20 protein-coding genes and 1 riboswitch are annotated in these 19937 nt (G+C 38.8%); of the genes, 15 read left to right on the forward strand and 5 right to left on the reverse strand.

From position 1 onward, the window contains the following. Positions 1 to 62: 62 nt before the first annotated feature. The 3 genes from BI291_RS12495 to cobA form a co-directional block, all read right to left on the reverse strand. Positions 63 to 1166, reverse strand: a complete 1104-nt coding sequence (locus tag BI291_RS12495; protein ID WP_074499107.1) for a permease — start codon at positions 1164 to 1166, stop codon at positions 63 to 65. Next, the gene (locus BI291_RS12500; protein ID WP_074499108.1) at positions 1159 to 1581 is read right to left on the reverse strand and encodes a MerR family DNA-binding protein; all 423 of its coding nucleotides are present in this window, start codon (positions 1579 to 1581) and stop codon (positions 1159 to 1161) included. The genes BI291_RS12495 and BI291_RS12500 overlap by 8 nt, the downstream gene beginning before the upstream one ends. Positions 1582 to 1738: 157 nt before the next feature. Continuing rightward, on the reverse strand, positions 1739 to 2587 hold the full coding sequence (cobA, locus tag BI291_RS12505; RefSeq protein WP_254849576.1) for a uroporphyrinogen-III C-methyltransferase: 849 nt from the start codon (positions 2585 to 2587) through the stop codon (positions 1739 to 1741). 170 nt (positions 2588 to 2757) lie between these two features. On the opposite strand from cobA, the gene BI291_RS12510 reads away from it, so the two are divergent. Continuing rightward, positions 2758 to 5001 carry a GGDEF domain-containing phosphodiesterase gene (locus tag BI291_RS12510; protein WP_074499109.1) on the forward strand — a complete coding sequence of 748 codons (2244 nt, stop codon included), beginning with the start codon at positions 2758 to 2760 and terminating at the stop codon, positions 4999 to 5001. Between the two features lie 102 nt (positions 5002 to 5103). Here the strand turns inward: BI291_RS12510 and suhB are convergent, their stop codons facing one another. Continuing rightward, positions 5104 to 5907 (reverse strand): inositol-1-monophosphatase, encoded by an 804-nt coding sequence (gene suhB / locus BI291_RS12515; RefSeq protein WP_074499110.1) that lies wholly within the window; start codon positions 5905 to 5907, stop codon positions 5104 to 5106. Positions 5908 to 6249: 342 nt separating this feature from the next. Here suhB and trmJ point away from each other — a divergent pair, with 342 nt between their 5' ends. The 14 genes from trmJ to cobD all read left to right on the forward strand — a co-directional run bounded on the left by trmJ (position 6250) and on the right by cobD (position 18608). After that, the gene (gene trmJ / locus BI291_RS12520; protein WP_074499111.1) at positions 6250 to 6975 is read left to right on the forward strand and encodes a tRNA (cytosine(32)/uridine(32)-2'-O)-methyltransferase TrmJ; all 726 of its coding nucleotides are present in this window, start codon (positions 6250 to 6252) and stop codon (positions 6973 to 6975) included. A 31-nt stretch (positions 6976 to 7006) separates the two neighbouring features. Continuing rightward, on the forward strand, positions 7007 to 7813 hold the full coding sequence (gene cysE, locus BI291_RS12525; protein ID WP_074499112.1) for a serine O-acetyltransferase: 807 nt from the start codon (positions 7007 to 7009) through the stop codon (positions 7811 to 7813). Positions 7814 to 8014: 201 nt separating this feature from the next. Beyond that, positions 8015 to 8515 carry a Fe-S cluster assembly transcriptional regulator IscR gene (gene iscR, locus BI291_RS12530; protein WP_074499113.1) on the forward strand — a complete coding sequence of 167 codons (501 nt, stop codon included), beginning with the start codon at positions 8015 to 8017 and terminating at the stop codon, positions 8513 to 8515. A 37-nt stretch (positions 8516 to 8552) separates the two neighbouring features. Continuing rightward, entirely contained in the window at positions 8553 to 9767 is a 1215-nt protein-coding gene (locus tag BI291_RS12535; RefSeq protein WP_074499114.1) for an IscS subfamily cysteine desulfurase, read from the forward strand. Between the two features lie 28 nt (positions 9768 to 9795). Beyond that, positions 9796 to 10179: a Fe-S cluster assembly scaffold IscU gene (gene iscU / locus BI291_RS12540; protein ID WP_074499115.1), complete on the forward strand. Its 384-nt coding sequence runs from the start codon at positions 9796 to 9798 to the stop codon at positions 10177 to 10179. Positions 10180 to 10190: 11 nt separating this feature from the next. Continuing rightward, positions 10191 to 10514: an iron-sulfur cluster assembly protein IscA gene (gene iscA, locus BI291_RS12545; RefSeq protein ID WP_074499116.1), complete on the forward strand. Its 324-nt coding sequence runs from the start codon at positions 10191 to 10193 to the stop codon at positions 10512 to 10514. Positions 10515 to 10577: 63 nt separating this feature from the next. Then, positions 10578 to 11105 carry a Fe-S protein assembly co-chaperone HscB gene (hscB, locus tag BI291_RS12550; protein ID WP_074499117.1) on the forward strand — a complete coding sequence of 176 codons (528 nt, stop codon included), beginning with the start codon at positions 10578 to 10580 and terminating at the stop codon, positions 11103 to 11105. Between the two features lie 38 nt (positions 11106 to 11143). Beyond that, positions 11144 to 13006 (forward strand): Fe-S protein assembly chaperone HscA, encoded by a 1863-nt coding sequence (gene hscA / locus BI291_RS12555; RefSeq protein WP_074499118.1) that lies wholly within the window; start codon positions 11144 to 11146, stop codon positions 13004 to 13006. A gap of 17 nt (positions 13007 to 13023) precedes the next feature. Further along, complete coding sequence (fdx, locus tag BI291_RS12560; RefSeq protein WP_074499119.1) at positions 13024 to 13362, forward strand: ISC system 2Fe-2S type ferredoxin; 339 nt, start codon at positions 13024 to 13026, stop codon at positions 13360 to 13362. 129 nt (positions 13363 to 13491) lie between these two features. Next, positions 13492 to 13731, forward strand: a riboswitch (cobalamin riboswitch). A gap of 176 nt (positions 13732 to 13907) precedes the next feature. Beyond that, a complete protein-coding gene (locus BI291_RS12565) occupies positions 13908 to 14513 on the forward strand; it encodes a hypothetical protein (RefSeq protein WP_074499120.1) in 606 nt (201 codons plus the stop codon). Between the two features lie 5 nt (positions 14514 to 14518). Beyond that, on the forward strand, positions 14519 to 15946 hold the full coding sequence (locus BI291_RS12570; RefSeq protein ID WP_083602043.1) for a cobyrinate a,c-diamide synthase: 1428 nt from the start codon (positions 14519 to 14521) through the stop codon (positions 15944 to 15946). A gap of 14 nt (positions 15947 to 15960) precedes the next feature. Next, the gene (locus BI291_RS12575) at positions 15961 to 16548 is read left to right on the forward strand and encodes a histidine phosphatase family protein (protein ID WP_074499121.1); all 588 of its coding nucleotides are present in this window, start codon (positions 15961 to 15963) and stop codon (positions 16546 to 16548) included. Next, positions 16548 to 17552, forward strand: coding sequence for a CobD/CbiB family cobalamin biosynthesis protein (locus BI291_RS12580; RefSeq protein ID WP_254849577.1), 1005 nt, complete (start codon positions 16548 to 16550; stop codon positions 17550 to 17552). The genes BI291_RS12575 and BI291_RS12580 overlap by 1 nt, the downstream gene beginning before the upstream one ends. A gap of 24 nt (positions 17553 to 17576) precedes the next feature. Beyond that, the gene (gene cobD, locus BI291_RS12585; protein ID WP_074499122.1) at positions 17577 to 18608 is read left to right on the forward strand and encodes a threonine-phosphate decarboxylase CobD; all 1032 of its coding nucleotides are present in this window, start codon (positions 17577 to 17579) and stop codon (positions 18606 to 18608) included. Positions 18609 to 18642: 34 nt separating this feature from the next. Here cobD and bla read toward each other — a convergent pair whose 3' ends face one another. Next, a complete protein-coding gene (gene bla / locus BI291_RS12590; RefSeq protein WP_083602044.1) occupies positions 18643 to 19539 on the reverse strand; it encodes a class A beta-lactamase in 897 nt (298 codons plus the stop codon). Positions 19540 to 19937 lie beyond the last annotated feature (398 nt).

Genomic DNA, 19937 nt, shown 5'->3' on the forward strand with positions numbered 1-19937 from the left:
GAGGAAGATAACAAAGCCCTAATGCATATAACATAGGGCTTTTTTTGAAGTCATTTGATTGGTTATAAACTTGCGTTGATTAGCCAGCCAATAAATAGCACTTGTGGTACCGTTATCAGTGGTAAGTACAAAGCAATTTTCCAACTTTTCATGGTGTCTTTTATCACCATAACTTCAGTATAGTCAGTTGCAGCACCAGCCATTAAAAAAGTAAACGCATTACCAGGTGCATTCGCTCGTGTGACTAAATCTGCCGCAAGTGGCGTTGAACCTTCAGAGCAAACTTCAAGAATGGTCGCAGCAAGCAGGGTTAATAAAAGGCCTCCTGTTGTTGCACCAAACCACATGTTAAAGCTTTCTGGTGGTACAAATGCACGAACAACGGCAACAATAAGAATACCTACCATTACCCAACGAAACACCATGCGAGAACCTTTAATTCCATCAACTAACATAGACACGCTGGCTTTCGGTGAATAATCGGCATCACGAGCTAATGCTTTAAGCGCAGCTTTGATATTAAAATTTTCAGGTATAGTGTGACTATTAGGGTTGGCAGGTAACGTACCGTTTTGTTCTAAACGGTCAAAAATATAGCCGCTAATCCAAGCAATGACTAACGATAATGCAATAAAAGCAAGTGTCCATGGTAAACCAATTAAACCAATTAAAATTAATGTTAAGGTAAAGGAATTCCATGGGCTAGCAATAATAAAAGCCATTACTTGGCCTAAACTTGCACCGCGTTCATAGAGTTTCATACCCACCATTAAAATACCGTGATTACATAGATCTAAAAATAAGCCTGCAAAGGTTGCTCTAAATAAACCTTTAGCGGTGTGTCCTTGTCCTAACGTTGCGATGACGATATCGCGTGGCACACGATTTAACCAACCAACAGCAATAACCCCTAATGCCATACCTATCCACATTGCATTCATCATTTCAACAGAGGTTTTACTAATAATGTAATACCAGTTATCAGATGGACTCTGGAACCAATAAGCAATAAAGGTTAGGGCAACAATACTGCTAGAAACCCACAGAAGCCAATCAACGCGATTTTTTTCAGTATCACAGCATGAAGAGCTTTGATTGTTGTTAACTTGCTGAACCGTTGTTGAATTCATACTCTTTTTTTCTGTTTCGTTGCAACAATTAGTCATGGTGTGCATTCTCCTTATCAAAACTTTCAATCAAATGACATACGTGATTACCTGTTGGTACGCAATCAGGTAGGTGTTGCCAGTGTTTTGTTGCCTCTTTCATGGTGAAATAGGTTTGTTGCATGGCATCGATTTTATGCTTTATTTCTGTCAGCCGTTGTTGCATGATTTCTCGCACCTTTTGACAGGGAGATTGCCCTTGCGTTGATTGTTCAATAATGAGCTTTATGTCATGTAATGAAAACCCTAACGATTTTGCTTGTACAATGAATTGTAATCGTTGTTCATCTGCAGAATTGTAATCTTTATAGTTATTTACGGGGTTTGTTGTTGGCGTTAATAAGCCAATTCTCGTGTAATACTTTACGGTATCAATATTGATATTGTTGCGAGTAGCAAGCTGCTTAACGCGCATGTGTGATCCTCAGAATGATAAAACGTGAGATAACTATAAAGCGATGAGTAACTCATTGGTCAAGCGTTACTTTACGTTGTTATACACATTAATAAAAGCGTCGTTTTATGTTAAACGTCTTTTCAATCACACTGCTGAGAATCTCTTTCTCAGTCAATCAGTTTTTCTGAGGAGTTAAATAACCAATATTACTCAATTCTACTTGATCGAAAATACCGACAACGTCACCAATAACGATTAACGTAGGTGGCTTTATAGCTTCTTTAATGACGGTTTCATGTAACGACTCAAGTGTACTTCGGTAAACATGCTGTTCAGGAGTTGTGCCTTTATAAATGAGCGCAGCCGGAGTCGCTTTATCCCTACCTGCGGCGATAAGTTGTTGCGAAATGATAGGAATACTTTTTACACCCATATAAAACACAATGGTTTGCTTGCTGTTTTGTAACGTAGACCAAGGTAAATCTAATTGCCCGCAGTCTTTAACATGACCAGTAATCAATGTGCAGCTTTGTGCGGTTTGTCGGTGCGTTAACGGAATACCTACATAGCTTGTACACGCTGAGGCTGCGGTTATTCCAGGGACAATATGGCATGCAATATCATGCTTTAAAACAAAGAGTGCTTCTTCTCCACCACGACCAAAAACAAAAGGGTCGCCACCTTTTAAACGTAGTACTTTTTTACCTGCTAATGCATGATCAACCAGTAGTTGATTTATGCCATCTTGTGGAACTCGATGTTCAGCTTGCTTTTTTCCAACATAAACTCGCTGACAATCATCAGGCAATAAAGCCATAATTTCTTGGCTAACTAATCGATCATAAACAACCACTTCTGCTTGCTGGATAAAACGGTAAGCTTGAAGTGTTAATAGATCAGGATCGCCAGGACCAGCCCCCACTAATGCGACTTCACCAGCCTGAAAGGGTTGTTTATTTTGAGGAAAATCTACTGACATGCGTAACATACAAACTAAAAAGAAGTGATTGTAGCTTTTTATCATTTAATACGCCACGCAGCGTCAAAATATTTTGTTCAATATTGCGATTAATTGCGCTAATGAACGGTCATTAAAAGAGTTTTCTATTGCAAAAGTATAGTAATGATTTAATGTTTAGTTCAAGCTCCTGCCAATGATGGGCTTTAATAATTTTTATAGATGTGGATGTAAATATGCAATTTTTGGTACGAAAATACCTACTAAAAGCTTCGCTGCTAGCAGGATTAAGTTTGTTGCTTGGATTGATGCTATCGTTATTGGTTTTTCAAGCCAATGAAAAAGTTAAAATACAAACGGTCGATGTTGTGGAACATCGATTGCCTATCTTATCTGCCATCAATGAATTAATCGCTGATTTAACAGAACAAGAGCGAATAGTTTATGAGTATTATCGCTCTAAAGAACAAGCAATATTTTTATCTTCATCACGTAATATACAGCGTACCTTCGCTATGCATTTAAGTGCATTAGAGGGACAACAAGGTATCGCACAAGAAACAAAAAATATTCAATTGCAACAGCAAGAGATCATTCAATTGTTTAATCGTTTTGATCAATTAATGGATGTTTATGAACCAGATTGGGACGCCCTAAGAGCGGTGTTAACGGCGATCTCAAACCAACGTCTGCAAATGCTTCCTACACTTAAATACATTGAAAACATTACTAAAAAACAAGTTGATGAAGGACATGTTGAAACTATTCAGCAAATTGATAAAACGGCGATGCTTGTCACTTTTTATAGTGTTTTTATTGTTGTTATAGCAGTGATTGTTGCATGGTATATCAGACAGTATATTTTGGCACAAACGAAAAGCACTAGGCTTGCACACTTTGCTCAGCGAAACCCTAACCCTATTATAAGTGTTAACAGTGAAGGTGAAGTGCTTTTTTCGAACCCAGCTTGTGAACGTTTATTAAAGCAAGAAGGTTTCGATAATAATGAGGTGACTAAACTCATTCCAAGTAATTTTTTAGCGTTAAAAGAGGTAATTGCTCGATCGAATAATCATTATATTATTATTGAGCAAACATTGAAAAATAAAATACTGCAAGTGAGTGTTAATTGGTTAGAAGATTTCGATGTTTATGATATTCACATTAAAGATGTGACCGAACAGGTTGTTGCTCAACAAGAAGTTAAGCATTTAGCTTTTACCTCACAAGAAACAGGCTTACCAAATCAATATAAATTAAAAGAAAAACTATCAGCACTTATTGAAAGTGATGCTACTTTCTCTTTAGGGGTTTTTGCGATCAGGCATTATAACGATAAAGTCGCAACTCTAGGGGGAGAAGTCACTACATCATTAATTAAATGCATTGCCAAAGTGCTGAGTAATACTAGCACTCAGCAAGTGGAGTTTTATCATCTTGGTGAAGGAGAATTTGCTGCGTTAGCACTTGATGATGAAAGTAATGCCACCTTAGTTACATTGGCAAGTGAGTTAAGTAAACAAACCGAAAATGCTTTAGTAACCCGTTATGGTGAATTTTTTATAGAATTTGACTTTGGTTTTGCATCTTTTCCTGAGCATGCAACTAATAGCAATAGTCTTTTAAAGAATGTTCATATTGCGCTTGGGGTTGCTTGTCAAAGCCCTCATGAAAATTATGCTTTTTTTACCTCTGAGTTTGCCGATCGCGCAGAAAAGAGGGCTGCCATGTTAGACAACTTAAGGAATGCTGTTTTTCTTGAGGAGCTATTTCTTGTGTATCAACCGCAACTTTGCGTTAAGCAAAAAAAGATCACAGGTATAGAAACATTAGTGCGTTGGCGTCAAAACGGTAAAATTGTATCGCCGATAGATTTCATTCCGCTTGCAGAACAGTCTGGTTTGATAGTGACAATTGGGCAGTGGATTTTGCAGCAAGCCTGTTTATTCGGGCAAAGAATAATAAAACAACATAATGATGAATTGGTAGTAGCTGTGAATATTTCTCCAAGGCAGTTTTCACATCCGTTATTTATTGAAACCGTGGAGCAGGCGCTAGAAGAAAGTGGTCTTAATCCTGCGAATTTAGAGCTTGAGATCACAGAAGGCGTATTTATGCATCATGAAGAAAATACACTCAATATGATGCATAAACTTAAAAGGTTGGGGGTGCAGTTATCAATAGATGACTTTGGTACTGGTTATTCGTCGCTGAGCTATTTAAAACAGTTTCCTATTGATAAGTTAAAAATTGATCAATCATTTGTGCGAGATTGCGATAAAAACGATGAAGATAAAGCTATAATAAACACGATCATCGGGCTAGGTAAAAGTTTAGACTTAACGCTTATTGCAGAAGGAGTGGAAGAATTGGTTCATCTTGAGATTTTAACTGCAATGGAATGCGATGAAATACAAGGCTATTGGCTCAGTAAACCGTTAGAAGATGATGCCTTGATTGAATTTATTAGTAACTATTGATAAATTCAATCAGCATCAGTAATTGAATGTTCTATACGTGTTGGACAAGTGAGTTGTTGCGTGTTGAAAACAACAACTCTTATTCTGTGTAAATGCGAGCAATTATTTACTTAACGCATCACCTAAATGTGGGCGAATATCTTTTAATATTTCTTTTAATAAGCGTGGGCTACCAGCAACAATATTCCCCGAATTAGTATGATTATGGTTACCAACAAAATCAGTAATCAAACCACCAGCTTCAATCACCAATAATTCCCCCGCTGCGGTATCCCAAGGCTTTAAACCTAACTCAAAAAATCCATCAACACGACCAGCAGCAACATAAGCTAAATCTAAGGCAGCAGATCCAGCACGGCGCATATCTGCAGTTTTTACAAACAAAGCTTGAAACATATTCATGTATGCAGGCATATGTTGTTTTTGTTTGAAAGGGAAACCTGTCGCTAAAATAGCGCCAGAAAGTTCTTTGTTTTGTTTAACACGAATACGAAAGCCATTTAGTTGAGCACCTTTACCGCGACTTGCTGTAAAAAGTTCGCCACGAATTGGGTCAAATATCACCGCTTGGTCAAGTTTACCTTTTACTTTTAATGCTATAGAAACGGCAAAGTGAGGGATGCCTTTGACAAAATTTGTTGTACCATCAAGAGGATCGATAATCCATTGGTAATCGCTGTCACTGCCGTCAGTTGCGCCAGATTCTTCGCCGATAATAGTGTGATTTGGATAAGATTTTTGTATTGTATCAATGATGGCTTGCTCTGCCATTTTGTCTATATTGGTGACAAAATCATTCGTACCTTTTAATTCAATCTCAATTTTATCTACTTGCTCAAAAGAACGAGAAATAATATTTCCAGCACTACGCGCAGCGCGCACAGCAATATTTAGCATCGGGTGCATAACAATACCTTAATAGTTTAAACAGCTTTGTAAAAGAACGAGTACAAAATCAACACTCTGATTTCGGCGGCGAATAATAGCAAATAAAATTAAGAAATGCGAGTGATTGTGAATAATGGAGAGGTTGTTTTTTGTACGGTAATCTCATGAACAAAACTTTAATAGATAATATCATCATAATTCAGAAAGATAAGCTCTATTAAATTTAGCGTATTTACGTGCTTTTTTTACCATACAGGGGTATTGTTTTTATGCTAACATTATCGACAATTTTAGCCATCTAGATAGTTAATTTGAGCAAATTAATCGCTCGGTTTGATTAAGCAAAGAGATTTTAAGGTAATGTTAGATTCTGTACGTATTGTGTTAGTAAACACTTCTGATTGTCGAAATATCGGTTCTGCAGCGCGAGCTATGAAGACCATGGGGTTAACTGAACTATATTTGGTTGATCCTATTGAGATGCCAAATGGACAAGCGCAAGCCTTGGCAGCAGGAGCTACGGACGTATTAGCAAATGCAAAAGTAGTTAAGACATTGGAAGAAGCCGTTGAAGATTGTGGTTTAGTGGTCGGTACTAGTGCTCGTTCTCGCACGTTACCTTGGCCAATGTTAGAGCCTAGAACGTGTGGCGAAAAAATGGTGGCTGAAGGGCAAAAATATCCGGTTGCATTAGTGTTTGGTCGTGAAAGTAGCGGCTTGACTAACGAAGAGTTACAGTTGTGTCATTTTCATGTGCAAATTCCAGCTAACCCTGAATATAGCTCACTAAACTTAGCGATGGCTGTACAAACGTTAAGTTATGAAGTGCGTATGGCTTTTCTTGCGAGCGAAAATAAGCAATACGAAAATAATGATATTGAAGACTACCCGGTTGTAGAAGAAACAGAAAGAATGTTTGAACACTTTGAACAAGCATTAAAAGCAACAGGTTTTATCGTACCTAGTCATCCTGGATTGGTGATGACTAAATTACGTCGATTTATTAATCGCGCACGACCTGATAGTAAAGAAGTTAAAATGTGGCGTGGAATTTTATCTTCGGTTGAAAAGTCAGCCAAGAAATAATGCGTTACAGCAGTAAAAGGAAATAAAAATTATGTTTAGTCGTATCAAAGAAGATATCCAAAGTGTCTTTGATCGAGATCCTGCCGCAAGAACCACATTTGAAGTGCTTACCAATTATCCGGGCATGCATGCAATTTGGATCCATAGGCTAAGCAATAAACTTTGGCGAAATAACTGGAAGTTAATCGCGCGGATGCTTTCAACATTTTCCCGTTGGTTGACCGGTGTGGAAATTCATCCAGGGGCTAAACTTGGTCGACGTTTTTTTATTGATCATGGCATGGGTGTTGTGATTGGCGAAACCGCTGAAATTGGTGACGATGTTACCCTTTATCATGGCGTTACGTTAGGTGGAACCAGTTGGAAAGCCGGTAAACGACATCCTACGCTAGGCAATAATGTTGTTATTGGCGCAGGTGCGCAAGTGCTTGGACCTATCCGTATAGGTGAAAATGGTAAAGTAGGTTCTAACTCTGTAGTGGTAAAAGATTTACCTGATAATGCTACTGCGGTTGGCATTCCGGGGAAAATTGTTAATCCAAATAAAAATGGTACTGATGAATTACGTGAAAAAACCGCGGAAAAATTTGGTTTCGATGCCTATGCCGTCTCTGAAGATAGCCCTGATCCTGTTGCAAAAGCGATAGGTCGCTTATTAGATCATGTTCACTTAATGGACAATAAAGTCGCTGATTTATGCAAAGAAATTAATCGGATGGGTGGGGAGGTTTGTCAAGATGCTTTACCCGAATTAAGGGTAGGTGAATTCATTGAAGACGAAGCTGCCGCTGCAGCACGACGTAGAAAAAAAATAGATTCTTTCGACCCTGAAATATAATCATTAAAGCATTAGATCAATTACTTGTTTCTTAAAAAAAGTAGAGTTCATTTCGTTGTTAAAAATACCTGAGTAAATTACTCAGGTATTCATTGCAAAATCTATAAAGGTGTGTAGAATACTTGAGTATATTGCTCAGGTATTTATTTGACTATTTTATAGGGTTATGTAGAATTGCGCGCAATTTTATTGAGGTAAAGAATGAAACTCACATCTAAAGGGCGTTATGCCGTTACAGCTATGCTTGATGTTGCTATTCATGCAGCAGACGGGCCTGTCTCTTTAGCTGACATTTCAGAACGTCAGGGGATTTCTTTATCTTACTTAGAGCAATTATTTTCTCGTTTACGCAAGCACGGACTTGTTAATAGTATTCGAGGTCCGGGTGGAGGGTATCGCCTTGGGAAATGCTCTGCTCAAATATATGTTGCTGATGTTATTTCAGCAGTTGATGAGAGTATAAATGCCACACGATGTGGCGGCAAGGGAGATTGTCAGTCAGGTGATCAATGCTTAACGCATTCATTATGGACTGACTTAAGCAATCGTATTGAAGAATTTTTACAAGGTATTTCTTTGTCTGAATTAGTAGAACAAAGAAATGTTAAACAGGTATCAAAGCGGCAAGATAACTTGCAAAAGCGTGAAGAAAAGCACGCACTTGAGACCTTGATCGCAACGAATTTAATACAAAACTGTTAGCGCAGTAATGTCGATTAAAATTGGAGACAGTTAGTCAATGAAGCTTCCTATTTATTTTGATTATTCAGCAACAACACCAGCAGATAAGCGTGTTGCTGAAAAAATGATGCAATACCTAACTACAGATGGTTGTTATGGTAATCCAGCATCACGTTCACACAAATTTGGCTGGCAAGCTGAAGAAGCGGTTGATATTGCTAGAAACCAAATTGCAGATTTATTAAATGCTGACCCACGTGAAATTGTTATAACGTCAGGCGCTACTGAGTCAAATAACCTTGCTATTAAAGGTGTTGCTAATTTCTATAGCAAAAAGGGCAAGCACATTATTACCTGTAAAACGGAACATAAAGCTGTGCTTGATACGTGTCGTGAATTAGAACGTCAAGGGTTTGAAGTAACCTATTTAGATCCTGAAGCAAACGGTTTAATTGATTTAAACAAGCTTGCTTCAGCCTTACGTGATGACACCGTATTAGTAAGTATCATGCACGTAAATAATGAAATTGGCGTAATACAAGATATTGCTGAGATTGGTGAGATGTGTCGTGCTCGTAAGATCGCGTTTCATGTGGATGCGGCACAAAGTGCCGGAAAAATCCCTTTAGACATTCAACAGTTAAAAGTTGATTTGTTGTCAATTTCTGCACACAAAATGTACGGTCCAAAAGGGATTGGCGCATTATATGTTCGTCGTAAACCTCGTATGCGCTTAGAAGCTCAAATGCATGGTGGTGGGCATGAACGCGGTATGCGTAGTGGTACTTTGCCAACACATCAAATTGTTGGTTTTGGTGAAGCGTGTCGAATCGCTAAAGAAGAAATGTCACAAGACTTAGCACACGTTACTGCTATGCGAGATCGCTTATGGGCAGGCATTGATAACTTAGAACAAGTATTTATTAATGGCGACGTTGATAAGCGTTATCCAGGCAATTTAAATGTCAGCTTCAACTTTGTTGAAGGTGAATCGCTCATCATGGCATTAAAAGATTTAGCGGTATCAAGTGGCTCTGCTTGTACATCAGCAAGTTTAGAACCATCTTACGTGTTACGCGCGTTAGGATTAAATGACGAAATGGCACATAGCTCAATTCGCTTTAGCTTTGGCCGTTTTACTACCGAAGAAGAAGTCGATCATGCTATCAGTATTATTTCAAAAGCGATTGAGCATTTACGTGAAATGTCACCGCTTTGGGAAATGTATAAAGATGGTGTTGATTTAGATTCAGTTGAATGGGTAGCGCACTAATTCGCTAGCGTTATCAGGAGAGAATATTATGGCTTACAGTGAAAAAGTAATTGATCATTATGAAAACCCTCGTAATGTGGGTTCATTTAGCAAAGAAGATCCACAAATAGCAACCGGTATGGTTGGTGCTCCGGCGTGTGGTGATGTAATGAAACTTCAATTAAAAATTACCGAAGAAGGTATCATTGAAGATGCTAAATTTAAAACTTATGGTTGTGGTTCAGCAATCGCTTCAAGTTCACTTGTGACTGAGTGGGTTAAAGGTAAGAGTATTGATGAAGCATCGGGCATTAAAAACACTGACATCGCTGAAGAGTTAGCGTTACCGCCAGTGAAAATTCATTGCTCAATTCTAGCGGAAGATGCTATCAAAGCAGCGATTGAAGATTACCGTACTAAGCACGGTGAATAGGTAGGCATTGAATGACTATTTCAATGACTCCAGCCGCTGCAGAACGTGTCAGGTCTTTTGTTACAAATCGTGGTAAAGGGCTTGGCTTACGTTTAGGCGTAAAAACAACGGGTTGCTCAGGCTTAGCTTATGTACTTGAATTTGTAGATGAGCTTAACGATGACGATCAAATGTTTGAGGTTGATGACGTCAATATCATCATTGACGGTAAGAGCCTTGTTTACCTTGATGGCATTGAATTAGACTTTGTCAAAGAAGGGTTAAATGAAGGTTTTAAATTCACAAACCCTAATGCCAAAGGTGAATGTGGTTGTGGCGAAAGCTTTAATGTGTAACGTTTAAGCTTTCTGCTACCGATCAAATATCCTCTGATAATCAACCTAAATTAAGTGGTAAATGTGAACTATTTTGAAATATTCGGGCTTGAAGAAAAATTTTCGCTTGAACTGAATACCTTAACAGAACGTTATCAAACCATTCAAAAAAGTGTGCACCCTGATCGCTTTGCTCATGCAAGCAATCAAGAGAAATTACTTGCTGCAAAAAAATCTACATTGATAAATGATGCTTATCAAACGTTAAAAAATCCATTAAGTCGCGCTGAATATATGCTTGAATTACGAGATGTCTCGTTACCTAACGAGCAGGCGTCATTTAGTGATAATGCCTTTTTGATGAGACAAATGGAACTACGCGAAATGCTTGCAGAAGTAAAATTTGCTGATAATGTTGAAAGTGCTGTTTTTGAAGCGTCACAAGTATTAGAAGTTGAATTTGAGCAGCACTTCAAAGCAATGCAAGTTGCCCTAATTGATAATACAGAAGCATCAAACAAGCAAGCAAGTGAATTGCTTCGTAAGCTTAAATTTTACCAAAAATTACATGTAGAGTTAGATCGTTTAGAAGACTTATTGTTTGACGATTAACTGACTCACGTAAACCGACAAAATTAAAGAGCTCAAACATGGCGTTATTACAGATTGCAGAACCAGGCCAAAGTACTGTACCTCATGAACATAAATTGGCAATAGGTATTGATTTAGGTACAACCAATTCATTGGTCGCCACGGTTAAAAGTGGTTTAGCAGAAACAATTTCTGATGATAAACAACGTGATATTTTACCTTCCGTTGTCAGCTACCAAGAAACAGAAACCCTTGTTGGTGATGAAGCAAAGGCATTTTCTATTTCTGATCCTGAAAACACCATTGTTTCAGCAAAGCGCTTAATTGGCCGCTCATTAGCAGATATTCATACCAAATATCCTTCACTTCCTTATCAGTTTTGTGGTGATGACTCTCATCCAAGCATTCAAACGCGAAGTGGTACGATAAACCCTGTACAAGTGTCTGCACAATTATTACAACACTTAGGCCAGCGAGCAGAACAAGCCCTTGGTGGCGAGTTAACAGGCGCTGTTATCACAGTGCCTGCATACTTCGATGATGCTCAACGCCAAAGTACTAAAGATGCAGCAAAGCTTGCAGGTTTAAATGTACTTAGGTTATTAAACGAACCGACAGCTGCTGCGGTAGCCTACGGGTTAGATAGTAAACAAGAAGGGGTTATTGCCGTTTATGATTTAGGCGGTGGTACCTTTGACATCTCCATTTTACGTCTTAATAAAGGTGTGTTTGAAGTACTCGCAACCGGTGGTGATTCTGCCCTTGGTGGTGATGACTTTGATCAGGTCTTAGTTGATTTTATTATTGAACGTGCAGGGCTGTCACGCCCACTTTCTACTTCTGTCGAGCGCCAATTATTAGAACAAGCAACGCAAACCAAAGAAGCGCTTTCATCAAGTGAAACACATAAAATATCAGTACCTCTTACCAATGGCGATGATTGGCAAGGTGAGATTCACAAAGCAGAATTTGAACAGCTGATACAGCCTTTGGTGAGTAAAACCATGAGAGCCTGTCGTAGAGCATTAAAAGATGCAGATGTTAGTGCTGCTGAAGTGAAAGAAGTGGTGATGGTGGGCGGTTCTACTCGTGTACCATTGGTAAGAACTGATGCAGAGAGCTTTTTCAAGCGAACACCACTCACCTCAATTGATCCTGATAAAGTTGTGGCAATAGGTGCTGCCATTCAAGCAGATATTCTTGCCGGTAACAAACCCGATAGTGATGTACTGTTACTTGACGTGATCCCATTATCGCTCGGTTTAGAAACCATGGGCGGTCTGGTTGAAAAAGTGATTGCTCGTAATACCACCATTCCTGTCGCTAAAGCGCAAGAGTTTACCACTTTCAAAGATGGCCAAACGGCAATGGCGATACATGTGTTACAAGGTGAACGTGAACTTGTTGATGACTGCCGCTCACTAGCACGATTTGAGCTTCATGACATTCCACCTATGGCAGCAGGTGCTGCACATATTCGTGTAACCTTTAAGGTAGATGCCGACGGTTTACTTGCTGTGACAGCAATGGAAAAATCAACGGGTGTTGAAGCAAGTATTGAAGTTAAACCTTCTTTTGGATTAGCAGATAACGAAATCACAGAGATGCTACATGCATCTGTTGCTAATGCCCAAGAAGATATGCAAGCGCGTATGTTAAAAGAGCAACAAGTTGAAGCTGCTCGAGTGATTGAATCTGTTAACGCAGCGCTCGCTGCTGACAGCCACTTATTGTCAGCCGATGAAGTAGCTGCTATCGAGAAAGTACTGGCTGAATTAGCGAAAGTTAGTCAAGATCAAAGTGCTGATGCGATTGAAGCGGTGATAGAAAAAGTAAATGTGAAAACAGCGGCCTTCGCAGAACGCAGAATGGACGCTTCGATTAATAAAGCCTTGTCAGGCCACACGGTTGACGACTTATAGAAGAGTAAAGAGACATCATGCCAAAAATTATCGTATTACCTAATGAAGATTTATGCCCTGATGGTGCAGTATTAGAAGCAGAAGCAGGTGAAAGTGTGTTAAATGTCGCGTTAAAGAATGACATTGATATTGAACATGCTTGTGAGAAAGTATGTGCATGTACCACTTGCCATGTGATTATTCGTGAGGGCTTTGACTCTTTAGACGAGAGTGACGAACTTGAAGACGACATGCTAGACAAAGCTTGGGGCTTAGAACCTGAGTCACGTTTAGGTTGCCAAGCCATTGTAGCCGATGAAGATTTAGTGGTTGAAATTCCGAAATACACTGTAAATATGGTGTCTGAAAATCACTAATATCACATCTAACTAAGTGCTGAAAAGCAATAACACTTTTAATGTTATTGCTTTTTTTATATGAGAATTATTTAAATATCACATTGTGTTTTAATTCTTTAACTATTGAACAAAGCCTTGCTATCACGTAGTATTTGCGCTGATTTAGGTGTCTTCAATGTATATATCATACCGAATGAATATTACCCATTGAAGGTGAAACGTGAAACTGGTGAGAACCCAGTACTGCCCCCGCAACGGTAACTGTGAGCAGCAACAAAAACCACTGTATTTAGCAACGATTCATTACGTAAGATTCGTGAATATGGGAAGGTGTTGCAAACGCGATGAACAGGAGTCCGGAGACCGGCCTAAATGATACTCGACAACTGCGGTGGGCGGTATTCAGGGCTGTAAATGGTGTTGATAATACGTAAATAAATATGCATCTTACGTAACACTGTATTTAACGTAGATGTTAATCACCCTCAACGTTAAATTGCTTCAACCATTCTCAACTTTGATTTCAAACACCGTGAAAATTAATTTTCAATAACGGGAATGTTATGAAATCAGTCAATACTACTTATTCGAAGAGTTTATTCATTGGGATATTTATTACCCTAATTTTACTTATGCTTGCTACCCGCACGCATCATTTTTCTAGTTTAAATCACCTGCCAAGTGCTTCAATTGCAATTTTTTTCTTAGCGGGTATGTATCTACGAAACATTAGTGTTTTTTGGTTCTTTTATCTTTTAACCGTAGGCATCGATCTTGGTTCATCTTATTTCCGAGGACAATTTGGTGACTGCATCACCACTTCTTACCCTGCATTGGTGCTAAGTTATGGTGTCATGTTTATGGTTGGCTACTATACAAAGCCAAAATGGCAAGAAGGCTCTTTATTCAATAACGTACTTAAGGTTGCGTTGGGGTTATTCATCGCAAGCACAATTGCATTTTTTATCTCCAATGGTAGTTATTATACATTATCCGGTAAATTTACTGATTTATCGTGGGCGGAATACGCAACCCGTGTTGATAAGTATTACTTACGCTATCTTTCTAACCCTATGGTTTACGTGATATGCGCACTTATCATAGATGTTATTATTCGTCATTTCTTTACTGAAAAGTCTATAGCAGTAATAGACAATAAAAGGGCATAGCTATAATGACGAAAAAAGTAAAGCTCGATAAACAAACACCGCTCTTTCAAGCAAATTCTAGTGATAATAAGGGTGCTAAGGTCAGTTGCTCAGCATTAGTTATTGCTGCTCCTCACTCTGGTAGTGGTAAAACAACCGTTACTGCGGCATTAGCACGTTATCATCGTAATCAAGGACGCAAAGTAACAGTGTTCAAAGTTGGGCCAGACTTTATAGACCCGATGATTTTACGACAGGCCAGCGGTGAACTTGTTTATCAATTAGACTTATGGCTCGTTGGTGAACAGGGCTGCCAAGAATTACTTTATCGAGCGGCTTTACAGTCAGATCTAATTTTAATTGAAGGCGTTATGGGGTTATTTGACGGCACACCAAGCAGTGCTGATTTAGCAACCTATTTTAATATCCCTGTACTTGGTGTGATTGATGCAAAAGCAATGGCACAAACCTTTGCGGCGGTCACTCATGGTTTAGCAAATTACCGGCCTGAATTGCCCTTTGCTGGAGTCATCGCAAATCGCGTAAATAGCGATAGACACGCTGAATTGTTAGCAGAAAACCTGTCTGGGGAATATCGCTTTTATGGGCGGTTACCCACTGATAAGTTGGTTACGCTTCCCGAACGTCATTTAGGGTTAGTACAAGCAAAAGAACTTAGTGGTATTGATCAACAATTAGATAAAGCGGCTGACCATATAGCGGATACAAAGTTAACAGATTTACCTGCGAAAGTTGATTTTTATAACATAGAAAATAATAGTCAATATGATCTTATTAAAGGTGCTTTGGTTGGAACAACTGTTGTTATAATCAAAGACCATGCCTTTAGTTTTATTTATGCTGCCAATATAGCTTTTTTACAGCAAGCGGGTGCCGAAATTGTTTTTTGTTCAGCACTTGAAGATAAGCGATTGCCAAGTGGAGATATTTTGTATGTTCCAGGGGGCTACCCTGAACTATATGCTGAGCAATTGATGAACAATACATTATTCATTCATGATGTGAAATGCTTTGCAACAAGTGGCAAGCCTATTCTCGCTGAATGTGGCGGGATGCTGTATCTTTTAGAACAACTGACAGATCTCAAAGGTCAAACTTACACAATGGCAGGTGTAATGCCGGGTAAAGCGAAAATGCAAGATAAGCTCGCAGCAATTGGTTCGCAATGGGTTGAGTTACCTTTGCAGCCTGGTGGCACATTACAAAATAATGTTATGCGTGGTCATAGTTTTCATTATTCTTGTGCAGAGGTAAGTCTTGAACCTTGGTGTCAAACTATTCATCACCCCAGTGAGCGAGCAGGGGAGTTTGTATATCGGAGCAACAATATTCTTGCGTCTTACATGCACTGGTATTTTCCTAGTAACCCGCAACTAGCATTACAATTTTTTAGTAAGACGAGTGATATTGATGGTAATGTTAAAGATGTATAGAAAATAGTTTTATAATGATAAAAACGGTATTTTTTTTAGCACGACATGGTGAAACGTATTGGAATAAAGCAATGCGTTTTCAAGGGCATTTAGATAGTGCTTTAACTGAGTTAGGTCAGTGGCAATCACAGCAACTAGCTCAGCGAGTAAAGATGAATAATATTGATATAATTTATTCGTCGCCGCTCGGGCGAGCACAAGCTACAGCAAAAATTTGTCAAAAGATACTGAACAGACCTTATCAAGTCGAATCTGAGTTAATTGAACGAAACTTAGGTTTATGGCAAGGGCAACGTGTTGAAGAAGTGGCTTTACATCCTGATTATGATGAAATATTGCAACAATTCAGTAAGCTTTCTTCTCACGGTGGAGAAAGCGCTATTGCATGTAGTGAGAGGATTCAACGGAAACTTCATCAGGTAGCTAAACACTATAGTGGCGCTAAAATATTGGTCATTTTTCATGGGGAAGCACTCAGGTGCTTTTTAGCTGGATTAGGTAAAGTGTCAAAGGCCAATGCTTATGAGCAATTTCAAAATGGTTGTATGCTCAAGCTTGCTTATCACACCGAGCCACCATATTTTCACATAGGAAGTGAATAATGATGGCTGAATGGTTAACGACTGTTGACACACTATTTCATCCGTTTAGTGTCTCACTAACGTTGTTATTAGCATTACTGTTAGATGCTTTATTTGGTGAAGCTAAACGCTTTCATTATTTAGTTGGTTTTGGGTATTTAAGCGACGTAGTAGAGTTAACATTAAACCCAAATAAAGCGGCATTAAATCACGTTGAACATCCTTTGATACGCAGTGGTTATGCGGTTTTCCTTGGCCTTGTTGCTTGGCTTTTTTTAGTACTTCCTTTATCTGTTATTTGTTATTTTTGGCTTAATGACTTTGATTGGTATGGTCAAATTGTTGTTGATGCTTTTATCCTTTATCTCGCGTTAGGCGGTCGAAGCTTGAAAGAGCATGCTATGCAAGTGTATAGACCATTAATCAAAGGAGATATGAAAAGTGCTCGTCAATTCACTGGCTACTTGGTCAGCAGAGAAACCGAAACACTTTCAGACAATGAAATGTCGAGAGCGACTGTTGAGTCTGTGTTAGAAAATGGGCACGACAGTGTAATAGCGTCATTAACTTATTATGTTATTGGTGGCATTCCACTAGTGATAATTCATCGTTTAGCTAATACGCTAGACGCCATGTGGGGTTATAAAACAGCTAGGTATTTATCTTTTGGTTTCGCTAGCGCACGTTTGGATGACCTATTAGGGTTTATATCGGGTAAAATATGTACTGTGTTATATGCAATGCAAGGTTCGTTTATTTTGGCGCTTAAAAACGCTTATCAACAAGGTAATCAATATAAAAGTCATAATGGCGGCTGGGTTATGTCAGCGGGTGCTACAGTGCTTTGTCGTGTGATTGGAGGGAAGGCAAGCTATCATGGTGATAGTTTATGTTCTCCAATCATGGGGATAGGTAAACCTGTTAATATTGATGATATTCCTCGTAGTACTGATCTAGTTAAACGAGCCAGCATTGGCTTTGTTTTAATAGTGTTTGGTTATCAGCTAGTCACATATTTTTATTAAACCATTACTTACAAGGTTACATTCATGGCTTTAATTCATGGTGGACAACTTAGACAGGTCGCGAATGATTACAACATTCCAATACATGATTGGTTAGATTTATCTACAGGTATTGCCCCCTTTAGTTATCCAATTCCAAACATACCCGGTATTGCGTGGCAACAGTTACCTCAATTCTCGCCTGCTTTACACGACGCAGCACTGCAATATTATCAATGTGCCAATATACTCGTGAGTAGCGGAAGTCAGTCACTTATTAGTGTATTACCCACATTGTGGATGAAAAAGAACCCTCTTTCAACGAGTGTTTTTTTACCCATTAAGGGCTACAAAGAGCATGCCCAAGCATGGAAAAATATGGGGTTTGAGCTTCAATGGTATGACGATGAATTACCCGCATTAGCACAATTACCGCAGCATTGTGTATTAGTGGTGATCAACCCTAATAACCCAACAGGTAAATTATTTAGCCGAGAAACGTTAAAGCAATATCAACAATCCATTAGCAATCGTCAAGGACTGTTTGTTATTGATGAAGCGTTTATGGATGTGGTCACGCCAAGTCAGTCAATGTCTAAACACATTAATGATAGTAATACAGTCGTACTTAAGTCATTTGGAAAATTTTTTGGTTTAGCGGGGATCCGGATCGGCTTTATCATTGCCAATCCATTGTGGCTAACTTCTTTTGCAGAACATTTAGGACCTTGGCAGGCAAACGGGCCTGCTCAGCGTATTGCTGAACATGCTTTGCAAGATTTTGTCTGGCAAAAACATCAAAAGGAGATGCTTTCGCAACAACGCCAAGCATTAACAAAGCTATTATTCAGCCATTTTGGTGATGTGATTAATGGCACTGATTTATTTCTAACGGTGAGTTTAGAAAAACAAAATCAGGCGGTGAACATTTATGAGGGCTTATGTAAACAAGGGGTTTATGTGCGATTGACCGATGAGCAGCAATCACTACGTTTTGGTATACCTAAGCCAGAAGATATGGAACGATTGTCGCAGTCACTTAGCAACGTAATGTTATCTATTTCAGAATTATGCTGAGTTTATTGCCGCGAGAAGGTGCAAGGAATACTTGTTAGTTATTGTTTTTCTGATAAAAGGTAAAAATACTCTCGCCAATAGCTGCAATGGCTTTATTTCGCTCTTTCATCGTCGCTTCGGTTTGCGTTAAATAAATTGAAATAATAAGTGGCGTTTGATCTTTTGACCAAACAACTGCGGCTATAGCTCGAGAGCCATAGCCTCCGGCGCCCGAACGATCTGCAATTGACCAATGCTCAGGAAGTACTGAACGTAATAGGCTTGCTGTGACTTTGTTATCAATCATCCACTGCGTTAACTGTGCTTTTGACGGATCTTTTAATATATTGCCAAATAATAATGTGTGTAAAGATTTAACCATGGCAATAGGAGACGTAGTATCTCTTTTATCATTTTTGAGGGCTTGGTTTAACTCGGGTTCTATACGATCTAACCTCGTAACATTATCGCCAATATCACGCATAAATTTTGTTAATGCTGTAGGTCCTTTTATCCCTGTTAGTATAATGTTAGCTGCGGTATTATCACTCATCGTCATGGTAGCAGAACAAGCCTGTTTTAGTGACATTTTCTTACCAACCATGTGCTTTGTTACAGGGGACCAATATACTAAATCGCTTTTAGTGATTAACGTTGATGAATCAAAAGATTGCACGCCTTTTTCAACATCAGCGAGTAACTTTGCGCATGCGAGCACTTTAAATGTGCTCATTAAGGGGAAACGAGAATTGCCGTTATAATGCCATAAGCTTTGTTTTTCTACATCGAAAATAGCAACACCAAAATCTGCGTTAAGTAGGCGTTCTTGTTTTTTGATTTGATTTACTATGATGCTTTCCTGTGAAGAAAAAGCGATAGAAATATGGCTAAATAACGCAAGTAATATAGTAATACATGTGCGGTTATACGGTGTGGTAAAAAATTTCATCATGTTTCTCTTGTTATTGTTAGTATGGCGTGTTGATTTTCTAAGGCGGTTTCACTTATTTATGGGGGACAACCTCATTACATAAGTTCAGTCTCGTATAAACACCAAATATAACTTGCCCTAGATACCTTAGTTGGTTTTTATATGAAACACCTTAAAAAGTTCAGCACGCTCTAAATTGTATTACTATACAGGCATGTGATGGGAATATTATGTTCAACTAATGATCAATTATGACAAAATATGGCAAGTTATTTCTGAACATATTAATGTGTACTAGTTATCCCGAGCTCAGGTTGATTAGGCGTTTAATACCAATTCGCATAAATATTCGGTCATTCAGCGAGAATTAAACGCTTTAGAGGCACGGCGTTGATTGCAGAGAATGGTTATTCAGGAGA

The sequence above is a fragment of the Thalassotalea sp. PP2-459 genome, assembly GCF_001913705.1.
Classification (GTDB): domain Bacteria; phylum Pseudomonadota; class Gammaproteobacteria; order Enterobacterales; family Alteromonadaceae; genus Thalassotalea_C; species Thalassotalea_C hakodatensis.